At 70.6% G+C, this 15454-nt stretch carries 16 protein-coding genes; 14 read left to right on the plus strand and 2 right to left on the minus strand.

Annotated features, from left to right (window positions below):
- Window positions 1-153: 153 nt before the first annotated feature.
- The 12 genes from ftsH to ACSHT8_RS25135 all read left to right on the plus strand — a co-directional run bounded on the left by ftsH (window position 154) and on the right by ACSHT8_RS25135 (window position 11544).
- Window positions 154-2490: an ATP-dependent zinc metalloprotease FtsH gene (gene ftsH / locus ACSHT8_RS25080; RefSeq protein WP_436493347.1), complete on the plus strand. Its 2337-nt coding sequence runs from the start codon at window positions 154-156 to the stop codon at window positions 2488-2490.
- Window positions 2491-2530: 40 nt separating this feature from the next.
- Entirely contained in the window at window positions 2531-3157 is a 627-nt protein-coding gene (folE, locus tag ACSHT8_RS25085; RefSeq protein ID WP_436493348.1) for a GTP cyclohydrolase I FolE, read from the plus strand.
- A gap of 32 nt (window positions 3158-3189) precedes the next feature.
- On the plus strand, window positions 3190-3987 hold the full coding sequence (folP, locus tag ACSHT8_RS25090; RefSeq protein ID WP_436493349.1) for a dihydropteroate synthase: 798 nt from the start codon (window positions 3190-3192) through the stop codon (window positions 3985-3987).
- Entirely contained in the window at window positions 3984-4355 is a 372-nt protein-coding gene (folB, locus tag ACSHT8_RS25095; protein ID WP_436493350.1) for a dihydroneopterin aldolase, read from the plus strand. Before folP ends, folB begins: the two co-directional genes overlap by 4 nt.
- Window positions 4352-4828: a 2-amino-4-hydroxy-6-hydroxymethyldihydropteridine diphosphokinase gene (gene folK, locus ACSHT8_RS25100; protein ID WP_436493351.1), complete on the plus strand. Its 477-nt coding sequence runs from the start codon at window positions 4352-4354 to the stop codon at window positions 4826-4828. The genes folB and folK overlap by 4 nt, the downstream gene beginning before the upstream one ends.
- Entirely contained in the window at window positions 4825-5295 is a 471-nt protein-coding gene (locus ACSHT8_RS25105; RefSeq protein ID WP_436493352.1) for a DUF3180 domain-containing protein, read from the plus strand. The genes folK and ACSHT8_RS25105 overlap by 4 nt, the downstream gene beginning before the upstream one ends.
- Before the next feature lie 50 nt (window positions 5296-5345).
- The gene (locus ACSHT8_RS25110; RefSeq protein ID WP_436493353.1) at window positions 5346-7160 is read left to right on the plus strand and encodes a DUF6779 domain-containing protein; all 1815 of its coding nucleotides are present in this window, start codon (window positions 5346-5348) and stop codon (window positions 7158-7160) included.
- Window positions 7161-7180: 20 nt separating this feature from the next.
- A complete protein-coding gene (locus ACSHT8_RS25115; protein WP_436493354.1) occupies window positions 7181-8335 on the plus strand; it encodes a PrsW family intramembrane metalloprotease in 1155 nt (384 codons plus the stop codon).
- 158 nt (window positions 8336-8493) lie between these two features.
- Complete coding sequence (locus tag ACSHT8_RS25120; RefSeq protein ID WP_436493355.1) at window positions 8494-9384, plus strand: Rossmann-like and DUF2520 domain-containing protein; 891 nt, start codon at window positions 8494-8496, stop codon at window positions 9382-9384.
- A complete protein-coding gene (gene panC, locus ACSHT8_RS25125) occupies window positions 9381-10271 on the plus strand; it encodes a pantoate--beta-alanine ligase (RefSeq protein WP_436493356.1) in 891 nt (296 codons plus the stop codon). Before ACSHT8_RS25120 ends, panC begins: the two co-directional genes overlap by 4 nt.
- A 13-nt stretch (window positions 10272-10284) precedes the next feature.
- Complete coding sequence (gene panD / locus ACSHT8_RS25130; protein ID WP_436493357.1) at window positions 10285-10758, plus strand: aspartate 1-decarboxylase; 474 nt, start codon at window positions 10285-10287, stop codon at window positions 10756-10758.
- A gap of 9 nt (window positions 10759-10767) precedes the next feature.
- Complete coding sequence (locus ACSHT8_RS25135; protein ID WP_436493358.1) at window positions 10768-11544, plus strand: type III pantothenate kinase; 777 nt, start codon at window positions 10768-10770, stop codon at window positions 11542-11544.
- Here the strand turns inward: ACSHT8_RS25135 and ACSHT8_RS25140 are convergent.
- Window positions 11515-12267 (minus strand): methyltransferase domain-containing protein, encoded by a 753-nt coding sequence (locus ACSHT8_RS25140; protein WP_436493359.1) that lies wholly within the window; start codon window positions 12265-12267, stop codon window positions 11515-11517. The two genes, ACSHT8_RS25135 and ACSHT8_RS25140, sit on opposite strands and share 30 nt — an antisense overlap.
- A gap of 94 nt (window positions 12268-12361) precedes the next feature.
- Between ACSHT8_RS25140 and lysS the strand changes: the two genes are divergently transcribed.
- Entirely contained in the window at window positions 12362-13816 is a 1455-nt protein-coding gene (gene lysS, locus ACSHT8_RS25145) for a lysine--tRNA ligase (protein WP_436502173.1), read from the plus strand.
- A 125-nt stretch (window positions 13817-13941) separates the two neighbouring features.
- On the plus strand, window positions 13942-14286 hold the full coding sequence (locus ACSHT8_RS25150; RefSeq protein ID WP_436493360.1) for a histone-like nucleoid-structuring protein Lsr2: 345 nt from the start codon (window positions 13942-13944) through the stop codon (window positions 14284-14286).
- Window positions 14287-14368: 82 nt separating this feature from the next.
- Here ACSHT8_RS25150 and ACSHT8_RS25155 read toward each other — a convergent pair whose 3' ends face one another.
- Window positions 14369-15181, minus strand: a complete 813-nt coding sequence (locus ACSHT8_RS25155; RefSeq protein WP_436493361.1) for a (2Fe-2S)-binding protein — start codon at window positions 15179-15181, stop codon at window positions 14369-14371.
- Window positions 15182-15454 lie beyond the last annotated feature (273 nt).

A 15454-nucleotide genomic window follows, 5' to 3' on the forward strand; every position in this document is an offset into this window, starting at 1 on the left:
ACGAAGGGCACCTCGTCCGCACTTCGTGCGGTTGGGGGTGCACACCGGGCGGTACTCTGGTGGGACCGGAGGCCCCGTCCGGTCGGGTAATGGTCGTCATTGCCCTCACATGCAAGTCAGGGAGGGTGGAGGCCGCCCGGCGGCCGTAAGTTAATGGACCGCAAGCGCCTGCTTCGCAACCCGCTGCTTTGGATCCTGGCGGTGTTGCTGATCTATTTCGCGTTCAGCATGCTGTTCGACGACACCCGGGGCTACACCTCGGTGCCCACCTCCAAGGCCGTCGCCCAGATCCAAGCCGGCAACGTCAAGCTCGTCGAGCTGGGCGACAAGGAACAGCAGCTCAAGCTGACGCTGAACTCCCCGATCGACCAGGACGGCCAGTCGGTCACCAAGATCATCTCCCAGTACCCGGCCGGGGCGACGCCGCAGATCTTCGAATCGATCATCGGCAAGACCGGGACCGAGTTCAAGACGATCGTCACCCAGGACTCGTTCCTCACCCAGATCCTGATCTTCCTCATCCCGCTGGGCCTGCTGTTGCTGCTGCTCATGTGGATGATGAACAACGTCCAGGGCGGCGGGAACCGGGTACTCAACTTCGGCAAGTCCAAGGCCAAGCAGTTGCCCAAGGACATGCCGAAGACCACGTTCGCCGACGTCGCGGGCGCGGACGAGGCGGTCGAGGAGCTCTACGAGATCAAGGACTTCCTGCAGAACCCGGCCCGCTACCAGGCGCTCGGCGCCAAGATCCCCAAGGGCGTGCTGCTCTACGGCCCGCCGGGAACCGGTAAGACGCTGCTCGCCCGAGCCGTCGCCGGTGAGGCCGGGGTGCCGTTCTACTCGATCTCCGGCTCCGACTTCGTCGAGATGTTCGTCGGTGTCGGTGCCTCGCGGGTCCGCGACCTGTTCGAGCAGGCCAAGCAGAACTCCCCGTGCATCATCTTCGTCGACGAGATCGACGCGGTCGGCCGCCAGCGCGGCGCCGGCCTCGGCGGCGGCCACGACGAGCGCGAGCAGACCCTCAACCAGCTGCTGGTCGAGATGGACGGCTTCGACGCGCGCGGCGGCATCATCCTGATCGCCGCTACCAACCGCCCCGACATCCTCGACCCCGCGCTGCTGCGCCCAGGCCGGTTCGACCGGCAGATCCCGGTGTCCGCGCCGGACCTGATGGGCCGCAAGAAGATCCTGGAAGTGCACTCCAAGGGCAAGCCGATGGCGCCGGACGCCGATCTGCACAGCCTGGCGAAGCGCACCGTCGGCATGTCCGGCGCCGACCTGGCCAACGTGCTCAACGAGGCCGCCCTGCTCACCGCCCGCCAGAACGGCTCGCTGATCAACGGCGCCGCGCTGGAGGAGTCGGTCGACCGGGTCATCGGCGGCCCGGCGCGCAAGAGCCGGATCATCTCCGACAAGGAGAAGAAGATCACCGCCTACCACGAGGGCGGCCACGCCCTCGCCGCGTGGGCGATGCCCGACCTGGAGCCGGTCTACAAGCTCACGATCCTGCCGCGCGGCCGGACCGGCGGGCACGCACTGGTCGTCCCCGAGGACGACAAGCAGCTCATGACCCGCTCGGAGATGATCGCCCGCCTGGTGTTCGCCCTCGGCGGCCGCTCGGCGGAGGAACTGGTGTTCCACGAGCCGACGACCGGCGCGTCCAGCGACATCGAGCAGGCCACCAAGATCGCCAAGGCGATGGTGACCGAGTACGGCATGAGCGCCCGGCTCGGCGCGGTCAAGTACGGCCAGGACCAGGGCGACCCGTTCCTGGGCCGCTCGATGGGCCACGCGCCGGACTACTCGCTTGAGGTCGCCCACGAGATCGACGAGGAGGTGCGCAAGCTCATCGAGGCCGCGCACACCGAGGCGTGGGACGTGCTCAACACCTACCGCGACGTGCTCGACGAGCTGGTGGTGGAGCTGCTGGAGAAGGAGACGCTGACGCGCAAGGACCTGGAGCGGATCTTCTCCAACGTGGAGAAGCGCCCCCGGATCACCGCGTTCAACGACTTCGGCGAGCGCACCCCGTCGGACAAGCCGCCGATCAAGACCCCGCGCGAGCTGGCGAAGGAACGCGGCGAGCCGTGGCCCGAGGAGGTCCCGACCCCGGTCGCGGTCGCCCCCGGCGCCGCGGACACCCCGGGCGGGCCGCCGCGCGGCATGCCCGAGCTGCCCCCGAGCGGCAACGGCGCGGCGCCGCCGTACGGCCAGCCCGGTCCCTACGGCCAGCCTGGCCCGTACGGTCAGCCCGGCTATGGCACGCCGCCGCCGTACGGCCGCCCGGCCGAGCCCGCTGGCGGCAGGCACTCCGGGCCGCCGCACTACGGCGCGCCTCCCGGCTGGACCCCGGCCACCACCCCGCAGGGTGGGCCGCACCAGTCGTGGCAGCCGTCGTGGGGCGAGCAGCAGAACGAGCGCGGCGACGGCCGCCACCAGGAGTCCAAGGATCGGGATCAGGACTCCGATGGGCGCCCGAACGGTTCCTAATGGGATGGTGGCGGACAGCCCGCCCATCTCGGAGGTACCGATGAACGACAACGTGAGGTTCGGGGCCGGGACGACTGACGCCGTCCCGGCCCTGGGCTTCGACCAGGACCGCGCGGAGAAGGCCGTCCGCGAACTGCTGCTGGCCTGCGGCGAGGACCCGGACCGCGACGGCCTGGTCGACACGCCCGCTCGGGTGGCACGGGCTTATCACGAGCTTTTCGCCGGTTTGTACACGAACCCGGAATCGGTCCTCGACAAGACCTTCGACGAAAGCCACGACGAACTCGTCTTGGTGACCGACATCCCGATGTTTTCGACCTGTGAACATCATTTAGTGCCATTCCACGGTGTTGCGCATGTGGGCTATATCCCGAATGAGCAGGGGCGGGTCACCGGTCTATCCAAACTGGCCAGGCTCGTCGACCTCTACTCCAAGCGCCCCCAGGTGCAGGAGCGGCTGACCTCGCAGATCGCGGACGCGATGATGCGGAAGCTGGAGCCGCGCGGAGTCATTGTGGTCATTGAGGCGGAGCATCTCTGTATGGCCATGCGGGGTATTCGCAAGCCGGGGGCGCGGACCACGACATCGGCGCTGCGGGGGATTTTGAAGTCGTCTGCGTCGTCGCGGGCCGAGGCAATCGAATTGATCAATGGGCGGACTAGGTGAGCTTGCTGCCAGATCCCGGTCGCTGTGCGGTGATGGGTGTCCTCAATGTGACGCCCGACTCCTTTTCGGACGGTGGGCGGTACCTCGGGGTCGACGACGCGGTCGCGCACGGGGTGGCGATGTGGCGGCGGGGCGCCGACCTGATCGACGTGGGTGGTGAGTCGACGCGGCCGGGGGCGGAGCGGGTCGACGCGGCGACGGAGATCGAGCGGATCATCCCCGTGATCAGTCAACTCGCCGCCGAGGGGGCTGTGGTGAGTGTGGACACAACGCGGGCGAGGGTGGCCGAGGCGGCGCTGGCCGCGGGGGCCACGGTGATCAACGACGTGTCCGGCGGGCTGGCCGACCCGGACATGGGCAAGGTGGCCGCCGCGGCCGAGTGTCCCTGGATCCTCATGCACTGGCGTGGACACAGCCGGGAGATGGACGCGCTCGCCGACTACCGCGACGTCGTGGCCGAGGTGCACGACGAACTGCTCCAGCAGGCCGACAAGGCGATGCGGGCCGGGGTCGACGCGGACATGATCGTGCTCGACCCGGGGCTCGGCTTCGCGAAGAACGCCGCGCACAACTGGGCGCTGCTGCGCAGGCTCGACGTCTTCGTGTCGGAGGGCTTTCCCGTACTGGTCGGCGCCTCTCGCAAGCGGTTCCTCGGCAGCCTGCTGGCCGACGCCGACGGGACGCCGCGGCCGCCGGACGGGCGCGAGGACGCCACGACGGCCATCTCGACCATCGCCGCCGTGGCGGGGGCCTGGGGTGTGCGGGTGCACGACGTCGACCGGTCGCTCGACGCGGTCGCGGTGGTGGCGGCGATGAAGGGGGCACGGTGACCGACCGGATCACGCTGACGGGGCTGCGTGTGCGCGGCAACCACGGCGTCTTCGACCACGAGAAGCGCGACGGGCAGGAGTTCGTCGTCGACATCACCCTGTGGATCGACCTGGCCAAGGCCGCCGCGACCGACGACCTCCAGCACACCGTCCACTACGGCGAACTCGCCGAACGCGCCGCCGCCGTCGTCGCGGGCCCGTCGCGCGATCTGATCGAGACGGTCGCCGCCGAGATCGCCGACGCCGAGATGGCCGACGCGCGGGTGCACGCGGTCGAGGTCACCGTCCACAAGCCCAGCGCGCCGATCCCGCTGACCTTCGCCGACGTGGCCGTCACCGTGCGGCGGTCCCGGCGGAACCGCGGATGACCAGGGCCGTGCTGTCCATCGGGTCCAACCTCGGCGACCGGCTCGCGCACCTGCGGCTGGCCGTCGACGGGTTCGCCGACGTGCTGGTCGCGGTGTCCCCGGTATACGAGACGGCGGCGTGGGGGGTCACCGACCAGCCCGACTTCCTCAACGCGGTCCTGATCGTCGAGGACGACGGCACCGACGAGTGGGGTTGGCTGCGGCGCGGTCAGGAGTTGGAGAACAAGGCCGGTCGCGTGCGCACCCAGCACTGGGGGCCGCGGACGCTCGATGTCGACGTGGTCACCGTGGACGGCGTGACCTGCGACGACCCGGAGCTGTTGCTGCCGCATCCGGGGACGCCGGAGCGGGCGACGGTGCTGATCCCGTGGCTCGATGTCGAGCCGGACGCGGTGGTGCCGGGGCACGGGTCGGCCCGCGAACTTTTGTCTACTTTGGACACTGAGGGTGTGCGCAGGGTGGGGGTGCTGTGAGGTTCACGAAGGCGAGCGATCTGGTCCCGGCGGGCGCGGTCACGGCCGTGGCGGTGTACCTAGCGCTGAGGCTTGTCTGGGGTGAGCTGCCGCGGCTGCCCACCCTCGCCGGGATCACGCTGCTGGTGCTGGCGGTCGTCGAGGTCGTGTTCGGGTTCGCGCTGCGCGGCCGGATCCGGGCGACCTCGGGCAAGCCGGTGCAGCCGCTGACGGCGGCGCGCGCGGTCGCGCTGGCCAAGGCGTCGTCGCTGCTCGGCGCGATCATGCTCGGCGCGTGGCTGGCGGTGCTGGGGTATGTGCTGCCGGAGAGCGGGCAGATCGACGCGGCCAAGTCGGACACGGTCAGCGCGATCATCGGCGCTGTTTGCGCGCTGGCGCTGATCGCGGCCGCGCTGTGGCTGGAGTACTGCTGCAAGACCCCGACCGACCCCGATGACCAGCGACACGACCGCTCACGAACAAACTAATCGACATCCGTTTGGTCTCGCCGAGGTAACGACCGGGTACGGTGTGGCGCATGAACGGCACGACCGGATCCCTGGGCGCTCGGGCGATGCTGCTCGCCGCGGTGGGGCTGGCCATGGCCGCGACCGCCGTGCTGGTGCTGAGCGAGTCCGTGCGGTGGATGCGCCTGGGAGTGGTCGCCGCGCTGTGGGCCGCGTTAGTCGGGGCGTTCCTCGCCGCCAGGTACCGCAAGCAGGTGGCCGACCGTGCCGAGGACGCCGCCGCCCTGCAGAAGGTCTACGAGCTGGAGCTGGAACGCGAGATCGCCGCGCGCCGCGAGTACGAGCTCGAGGTCGAGGCGGAGGCCAAGGCCAAGTTCGAAGCCGAGTCCCGCGACGACCTCGCCGAACTGCGCGCCGAACTCCGGTCGATGCGCGAGCACCTGGAGATGCTGCTCGGCGGCGGTGAGGTGCTCGTCGAACGCGTCGCGCTGCGCGCCGAGGCCACCCGGATGCGCGCCCTCGCCGAGAACGACAAGCGAGTCCTGCCGAACACGCCGCTCCGCCGGATCACCGCGGGAAAACCGGCTGACGCGCAGACGGACATGATCGAACGCGTTCGCCCCGAGCCCGGTCGGCGCGCCGACTTCACGCCGCACCCGTCCGAGGTGTCGGACCGGTGGTTCCTGGAGGGCGCGTCGGGGCAGCGGATCGACCCGAACTGGACGCCTTCGTGGGAAACGGGCGAACAGCCCGCGATCCGCGACATCAGCACAGCCAAGCGGCCTACTAACGGCAGAACGCACCAGGTAGTGCGCGGGCAGGCACCTGCGACCCGCGACGCGGCAGGGCAGGAGCAGGGCGGGGAACGCGGCCACGCTGGGGCGCGCGGTGCCGCGGCCCGCGATGGGCAGGTGGCAGGCGCGGGTGTTGAGCGTGGGATGGAGCGCGGCCACGCCGCGACGCGCGGGGCTACTGCCCGCGGCGGGCAGGCCGCGGCGACGGGGTTCGAGGAGCGTGGGCGCGATCAGGTCGCGGAGCCCGCATCCGCTGCGGCGCGGGCGGCTGAGCAGCCCGCCGCGCGGCAGGGGCGTGGCGACCAGCGGCGGGATCAGGTCGTGGCCCGCGAGCAGGCCGAGCGTGAGCAGGCCGCGCGGCAGGAGCGCGAGCAAGTCCTCGCCCGCGAGTTGGTCGAGCGTGAGCAGGCCGCGGCGGCGCGGTTGGAGCAGGAGCGCGCCGCGGCGGTGCGGCGTGAGCAGGCTGAGCGCGAGCAGGCTGAGCGCGAGCAGGCCGCCGCGCGGGCGGCGGCGGCGCGGCAGGAGCAGGAGCGGGCTGCGGCAGTTCGGCTAGAGCAGGAGCGTGCGGCGGCGATCCGGCGTGAGCAGGCTGAGCGCGAACAGGCGCAGGCTCGCGAGCACGCTGAGCGCGAGCAGGCCGCCGCGGCGATCCGGGCCGAGCAGGTCCGGCATGGCCAGGCGACCGCCGCGCCGGTGCGGCGGCCGGAGCCGCAGGTCAACGGCACCGAAGGCGGCAGGCGTCGGGCGCCGACCGGAGTCTTCCCGCCCGTCGCGGCCGCTGCGGCGGCTGAGGGCAGGCGGGCCGCGCATGCTGAGGTCAGTGGGTATCACCAGCCGGTGACCCGCGACCACGAGACCGCGGGTTCCCGCCCCCAGGCCGCCCACCGCGCCCCGACCGGCTACCACGCCCCCGTGCAGCCCGTCGTGGGGCGCAGGGCGGCGGAGGAGGACAGCGGCGGTCGTCGGCGGCGGGTCGAGGAGCCGGACGTCGAGCAGGCGGGTTCGCACACCGAGGGCAAGTCCGTCCGGGAACTGCTGGCGGCGCACGGTGCCGCGCCTTCGCGCCGTCGGCGGCGCAAGGATGAGGACTGAGCCCCCTAAGATCACGTTCCGTGTCTGAACCTCACGCTGCCTACCCCGCCGCTCGGCGGTGGACTGTCCTGCTTCCCGTCGGCGGGCTTGTGGTGCTGGCCGCGTGTGGGTTGGTGCTGTTGGCGTTGAGCACCGCGCGGGTCGGGATCGTGGCCGAGTTCGTGGGGATCGGCGCCGCGCTGTTGCCCGTGGGACCGGTGGTGGCGGCGTTCCTGTGGATGGACCGCTGGGAGCCGGAGCCCGCGCGCCTGCTCTGGCTGGCGTTCGGCTGGGGTGCCTGTGTGGCGACGGTGGCCGCGCTGCTGATCAACAACACCGCGGAGGCGGTGGGGGATCTGCTGCTGGGCAAGGGGAACGGCGACAAGGTCAGCGCCGTCGTGTCGGCGCCGCTGTTCGAGGAGGGCCTGAAGGGCGCGTTCGTCCTCGGCGTTTTCCTGTTCCTGCGGTCGGAGTTCGACGGCGTGGTCGACGGGATCGTCTACTCGGGGTTCGTCGCGACCGGGTTCGCCTTCACCGAGAACATCTATTACTTCGGGCGCGCGTTCGCCGAGCACGGGTTCGGCGACAGCACGTCCCCCGGTGTCGTGGCCGCCTTCATCCTGCGCGGGGTCCTGTCGCCGTTCACGCATCCCTTGTTCACCGCCATGATCGGCATCGGGATCGGCCTCGCCGCCCAGTCGGCTTCGAAACGCACCTGGATCTTCGCGCCGCTGGCCGGGTACGTCGCCGCGGTCGTGTTGCACGCGCTGTGGAACGGTTCGGCGACCCTGGGCACGGCCACGACCTTCCTGACCGTGTACTTCCTGGTCATGGTCCCGCTTTTCGGCGCGGTGCTGTTCTTCATCACCTGGCACCGCAAACGCGAGCAGCGCATCGTCGCCACCGCGCTGCCCGCCATGGTGGAGATCAACTGCGTGGTGGTGTCCGAGGTCGAGCTCTTAGGCAGCCTTCCCGGCCGACGCAAGTGGCGCAGGCAGGTCCGGATCGCGTCGGGCAAGGTCGCCGCGCGTGCCGTGCACGACTACCACAGCGCCGTCACCGAGTTGGCCTTCCTGCGCCATTCCATCCGGAGAGGCACCAGCGGACCGGGCGCCGACCAGCGGGAACGTGACCTGATCGACGCGGTTCGGGCGCGGCGGGCCGCCGCCGTGGAGGCCGCGAAGGCGGGACGCTGACCGAGTGGCGCAGGCGACACCCGGCACGCCGGTGAAGCTGGTCACCTGGGCGCCGCGCGGGCGTCTCGCGGCGGCTACTCTTCCGCCGTCGTCTGGTACCCGCATCGTCGCGGGACTGGAACGAGACTAGGAGCAAGTCCTATGCACGGATACAAGCCGTGACCCGGCCAGCCCGCCTGGCGGTCGGAGTCGTGTCGGCCGGTCGCGTGGGCGCCGTACTCGGCGCCGCGCTGGAACGGGCCGGGCACACCGTCACCGCCGCGTCGGCGGTCTCCGACGCCTCTCTCGCCCGCGCCGAGGCCCTGCTGCCCGGCGCGTCCGTCCGCCCGCCCGACGAGGTGGCGCGCGACGCCGACCTGGTGCTGCTGGCCATCCCCGACGACGTCCTCGCGGGCACCGTGCGCGGCCTGGCCGCCGCGGGCGCGCTGCGGCCAGGGCAGATCGTGGTGCACACCAGCGGTGCCCACGGCGTCGACGTGCTGGCCCCCGCCGCCGAGCAGGGCGCGCTGACCCTCGCGCTGCACCCGGTGATGACCTTCACCGGCCGCGCCGAGGACCTCGACCGGATCGCCGCGTGCTGCTTCGGCGTCACCGCGGCCGACGGCGATGACGCCGCGTGGAGCGTGGCCGAGGCGCTGGTCGTGGAGATGGGCGCCGAGCCCGTCCGGGTCACCGAGGCGGCCCGCCCGCTCTATCACACGGCGTTGGCGCACGGCGCGAATCACCTGGTCACCCTGGTCGGCGAGTGCGCCGACCTGCTGCGTGCCGCCGACATCGCCACCCCGGAGCGGCTGCTCGGCCCCCTGCTGTCCGCCGCGCTGGACAACGCGCTGCGCCACGGCGACCGCGCGCTCACCGGCCCGGTCGCCCGCGGCGACGCGGGCACGGTCCGCAAGCACGTCGGGGTGCTGTCCAAGCACGCCCCTGATTCCCTGCCCGCCTACCGGGCGCTGGCGGCGCGCACCGCCGACCGGGCCACCGAGTCCGGCCTGCTGCGCGCCGACCTCGTCGCGGACGTCCGCGCCGCCATCACCGAGGAGTCCGCATGACCCCGCCGCGCTTCCAGCCCGGCCAGCTCAACGTGTTGAGCGACCCGTCCGACCTCGCCCGCACCACCCGGGCGCTGCGCGCGACCGGCCGCAAGATCGCGTTCGTGCCGACGATGGGCGCACTGCACGACGGCCACCGCGAGCTGCTGCGCCGCGCGCGCCGCATCCCGAACACGATCCTGGCGGCGTCGATCTTCGTCAATCCGCTGCAGTTCGGCGCGGGCGAGGACTTCGAGCGCTACCCGCGACCGCTGGAGGCCGACCTCGACGCGTGCGCGCAGGAAGGCGTGGAACTCGCGTTCACGCCCGAGAAGGAGGCGCTCTACCCGCCGGGCGCGCAGGTGACTGTCCACCCTGGACCGCTCGGTGACGAGCTGGAAGGGGAGGTCCGGCCTGGCCACTTCGCGGGCGTGCTGACCGTGGTGGCGAAGCTGTTCAACATCGTCCGCCCGGACTACGCGCTGTTCGGCGAGAAGGACTTCCAGCAGCTCACGCTGATCAAGAAGATGGTGCGCGACCTCGACATGGAGGTCGCGGTCATCGGCGTGCCGACGGTGCGCGAGTCCGACGGCATGGCGATGTCGTCGCGCAACGCCTACCTGGACGCCGATCAGCGTGCCGCCGCGGTCGCGCTGTCGGCGGCCCTGGCCGCGGGCGCGCACGTCTCCGAGAGCGGCGGCGAGGCCGTCCTCGAAGCCGCCCGCGCCGTCCTCGACGGCACGCCGGAACTCAAGGTCGACTACCTCGAACTGCGCGGCCTCGACCTCGGCCCCGCGCCCGCGAAGGGCGACGCCCGCCTGCTGGTGGCCGCCAAGATCGGCACCACCCGGCTCATCGACAACTCCCCGGTGCTCCTCGGCACCCCCGACCTGGCTCAGCACCAGTAGAAGGGATCTCCTGATGCTCCGCACCATGCTCAAGTCCAAGATCCACCGGGCCACGGTGACCCAGGCCGACCTGCACTACGTCGGCTCGGTCACCATCGACCCGATCCTGCTGGAGGCCGCCGACCTGCTGCCGGGCGAGCAGGTCGCCATCGTCGACGTGACGAACGGCGCGCGCCTGGAGACCTACGTCATCGAGGGCGAGCGGGGCAGCGGGGTGATCGGCATCAACGGCGCCGCCGCGCACCTGGTGCACCCCGGCGACATCGTCATCCTCATCGCCTACGGGATGATGGACTCGGCCGAGGCCGCCGCCTACCAGCCCAGGGTGATCTTCGTCGACGCCGACAACAAGATCGTCCACGCGGGCGCCGACGCCGCGCACGTCCCGGCGGGCTCCGGCCTGCTCAGCGGCGCGGTCACCGCCGAGCCCCCCGCCGAGACTGTCGACGCCGCCCGGCTCGACGCCCTGCTCGCCCACGAGAGCTGAGGCCGCGCCGTGCTGCTCACCATCGACGTAGGCAACACGAACATCGCGCTGGGCCTGCACACCGGGGATGGTGAGCTGCTGCGGGACTGGCGGATGCGCACCGACGCCAGGATCACCGCCGACGAGCTGGCGCTCACCATGCGCGGCCTCCTCGGCGACTACGCCGAGGAGATCACCGGCATCTCCGCGCTGTCCACGGTTCCCGCCGTGCTGCGCGAGCTGCGGGTGATGCTCGCGCAGTACTACGGGAAGGTCCCGCGCGTCATCGTGGAGCCGGGGGTGCGCACGGGTGTGCCGCTGCTGGTGGACAACCCGAAAGAGGTCGGCGCGGACCGGGTGATCAACACCCTGGCCGCCCACCACCTGTTCAGCACCGCGTGCATCGTGGTCGACTTCGGCACGTCGACCAACATCGACGTCATCTCCGCGAAGGGCGAGTTCCTCGGCGGGGTGTTCATGCCGGGCATCGAGATCTCGGTGGACGCGCTGGCCGCCCGCGCGGCGGCGCTGCGCAAGGTCGAGATGGTGCGCCCGCGGTCGGTGATCGGCAAGAACACCGTGGAGTGCCTGCAGTCCGGGATCATGTACGGCTTCGCGGGCCAGATCGACGGGCTGGTCGCGCGCATCACCCGCGAGCTGTCGAAGACCGGGCACGGCGGGCCCGTGACCGTGATCGCGACCGGCGGCCTGGCGCCTCTGGTGGTGGACGAGTCGATCTCGATCTCGCACCACCGCCCGGACCTGACCCTGCTGGGCCTACGTTTGGTCTTCGAACGCAACAACTGAGCGGAACACCAAGGTCTGGAGTGGCCGGTCGAAGCCGTTCGCGGTCTCGGTGCGGGAGCTGAGGTAGGCGCGGACGCGGTCGAACAGGGCCTCGCGCTCGTGGGCGGGCGCCAGCGAGACCTGCGAGTGCGTGCCGAGGGTGGCGATGAAGTCCTCGATCGTGCGCCACTGCGTGTGCGGGAACCGGCGCTCCTCGGCCGGGCTGAGCCGCGGGTGCTCGGGGCCGACCCAGCCGGGCCGCAGGATCTGGCCAACGCTGGTGTGCGTCAGTTCGACCAGCCCGGCCACCCACGGCACCGCGGTGTCGTCGTGGTTCCACAGCACGGCGAACACGCCACCGGGCCGCAGCACGCGGGTGATCTCGGTGAGCGCGGCCTCGGTGTTGAACCAGTGGAACGCGTGGCCCACGACGACTGCGTCGACCGACGCTTCCGGCAGCGGAATCCGGTCGGCCGAGCCGAGCAGCGCCCGCACGGCCGGGAAGCGGCGGCCGAGCTCGGCGAGCATCTCCGGGTCGTGGTCGACGGCGGTGACCGTGCGGCCCATGGCGAGCAGGTTGCCGGTCAGCAGGCCGGTGCCCGCGGCGAGGTCGAGCACCTCGGCCCGATCGCCAAGGATCCATTCGAGCGCGGCGGCCGGGTAATCCGGACGGTGTTCGGCGTAGGCGGGGGCGACCGCGCCGAATGACGCCGCGCGCCGGGTAAACAACTCGCTGTCCTCCATAAACCCAACATAACCAGGTCAGCGCGGTGGCCGTAGGCTGCTCGCCGTGACTGAAGAGCTTCCAGAGACCTCGACCGACGACCTTCCCGAGCAGATGCGGATCCGTCGGGAGAAGCGGGAGCGGCTGCTCGCCGCCGGAGTGGACCCTTACCCGGTCGAACTCCCGCGCACGCACAGTCTCGCCGAGATTCGCGCCGCCTATTCCGAACTGCCGACCGACACCGCCACCGGTGACATCGTCGGAGTGGCCGGTCGGGTCATGTTCCTGCGCAACACCGGGAAGCTCTGCTTCGCCACTCTGCGCGAAGGCGACGGAACCGAACTGCAGGCGATGGTGAGCCTGAACAACACCGGCGAAGAAGCGCTTTCCGCGTGGAAGTCGGATGTCGATCTTGGTGACTACGTATTCGTCTCCGGTGAGGTCATCACCTCCCGCCGCGGCGAGTTGTCGGTGCTGGCCAATGAGTGGCGGATGGCGGCCAAGTCGCTGCGTCCGCTGCCGGTCGCGCACAAGGCGCTGAGTGAGGAAACTCGCATTAGGCAGCGTTATGTCGACCTGATCCTGCGCCCGCAGGCGCGCGACACCGTGCGCAAGCGCGCGGGCGTTGTGCGTTCGCTTCGCGACAGTTTCCACGAACGCGGCTACCTCGAAGTCGAGACGCCCATGTTGCAGACGCTGCACGGCGGCGCCGCGGCCCGGCCGTTCGTGACGCACTCGAACGCGATGGACATGGATCTGTTCCTCCGTATCGCCCCGGAGTTGTATCTCAAGCGGTGTGTCGTGGGCGGGTTGGAGCGGGTCTTCGAGATCAACCGCAACTTCCGCAATGAGGGCAGCGATTCCTCGCATTCGCCCGAGTTCGCGATGTTGGAGTTCTACGAGGCCTACGCCACCTACGACTCCATGGCCGCGCTCACCAGGTCGCTCATCCAGGAGGCCGCGCAGACCGTCACCGGCTCGCACGTGGTGACGCTGCACGACGGCACCGAATACGACCTGTCCGGCGAGTGGACCACGCTGACCATGTACGGGTCGCTGTCGGAGGCGCTGGGCGAGGAGATCTCCCCGGAGACCTCCGCTGACGTGCTGCGCAAGCACGCGGTGCGGCTGGAGCTGAAGGTGGATCGCAAGCTGGGCCACGGCAAGCTCGTCGAGGAACTCTGGGAACACCTCGTCGGTGATCATCTTTTCGCGCCGACTTTCGTCCGCGATTTCCCGGTGGAGACCTCGCCGCTGACCCGCCAGCACCGCAGCGTGGCCGGGGTGGCCGAAAAGTGGGATCTCTACGTGCGCGGATTCGAGCTGGCCACCGGCTACTCCGAACTCGTCGACCCGGTCGTGGAACGCGAACGGCTGGAGGACCAGGCCCGCCTCGGCGCCGCCGGAGATGACGAGGCCATGCGCCTCGATGAGGACTTTCTGCGCGCGTTGGAGTACGGAATGCCACCGAGTGGCGGCGTCGGAATGGGCATCGATCGGCTCCTGATGGCGCTGACCGGGCTCGGTATCCGGGAGACCATCCTGTTCCCCCTCGTGCGCCCGGAATGACACACAGGGGTATCGGGTACTAACGCATTGCCGAGGATTTGCGCTAACCTTCCGCAAGGAGTATTTATACCGGTGACGGCCGTGCACCCATTGGGCAGGCCACATTCACGCCCGGAGGAGAAGCAATGGCACAGAAGGTCACAGTTTCGCTGGTCGACGACCTCGACGGTTCGCAGGCCGAGGAGACCGTCGAGTTCGGGCTCGATGGCGCGTCCTACCAGATCGATCTGTCCGCTGACAATGCCGAGAAGTTGCGTGAGGCGCTTGCCGACTTCGTGGAGAGCGCGCGCCGTTCCGGCGGCCGCAAGCGCGCGGTGAAGGTGGCCGCGGGCCGGGTGCCGCGGGCCGCTTCCGCCGACCGCGAGCAGAACCAGGCAATTCGCGAGTGGGCGCGCAAGCAGGGCATGAAGGTGTCCGATCGCGGCCGTATCCCCTCCGAGGTTCTCGACGCGTACAACGAGCAGGCCTGAGAAGTCAGATCTGCCTTCTAGGGGCCATCCGCGACAGCGGGTGGCCCCTAGTCCATATTGTGGAAATTCGGCGGAAACACGCTCAACACTTCCGGCTCAAGCGCGGGCAGGTTGAGCACTCTCCGCCACCGGAGTCGAGCAGATAGTGGAAGCAGCAGCTTTCCCGGCGGCGCGTCCATTGCGTCGGCCCACCCGATTTCGGGGCGGGCCGCAGATTCGACGCCGAGGTGAACGGCGGACGGCCATCGCCCATGACGAGTCCAGCGTCGAGCACGCCCGCGCCCTCGTCGCCGCTGCGCCTGCCCGCGAGCCAGAGCGCGCCTTCCAGCGCGTCGGTGGCCGCGGCCCAGAGGGTGTGGTTGCCGAAGCGCACCTGGGGGCCGACCTTGGCGATGAACTGTGCCGCGTGCGCGCGGTACCGGCCGCGCAGGACCGCGGCCAGGGCCTGTTCGTCGGCGACGACCACCGCCTGGTGGGTGCCCGCGGCCGGGTCGTCGGGCAGGCAGGCGAAGTAGGGGGAGAGCAGCGCGGCGCCGTCCGGGTCGGTCTTGGCGGGGTCGCGGTGGAAGGCGAGGTCGGCCGGGCGGATCGACGGCACGCGGCGCTCGTGGTGGAAGAGCAGCCCGGCGGCGAGCGCGGGCACCGACAGGTACCAAGACATGAGGTACCCGGCGACCGTTCGATCGGGTGAATCTTGGTAGGTGTCGCGAAGCCAGCCCGCGAGGTCGGCCGCCCAGCCGGAGAATCCCGCTGGATCGGCGAGGAACGTGTCGCAGGTCACCCAGCCCGTGTGGTCCGCGGGCAGGCCGAAGGACAGCAGGCCGGTGCCGTCGGCGGTGATCCGCTCGACGGACGCGGCCAGATAGTCCTGGCCCAGCCGGGCCGCGGTGGTCATCGCGGCCCAGAGACGGGGTACATCGGGTGGCCCTCTCGTGTTTGGTGAGGCTTGCCTAACCTTACCGCGAAGATCCGACTCCCGCCTGTGACCCGCCTCATGGGACGCGCGGCGTGTTCGCGCTCAGCGGACAACCCCGGTTTCGCGGAATCCGAGCAGGCCAGCGCACGTTGGGGAGGGTGAAGGGACCACCAAACGGCGGTTGGGCACGAAGTGGCACTGAGAGCTCACGCCCGGCCTACTACAGTGGTCCCACGGTGCTGAATCCACTAG

Source organism: Actinokineospora sp. HUAS TT18, assembly GCF_051364635.1.
Taxonomy (GTDB): Bacteria; Actinomycetota; Actinomycetes; order Mycobacteriales; family Pseudonocardiaceae; genus Actinokineospora.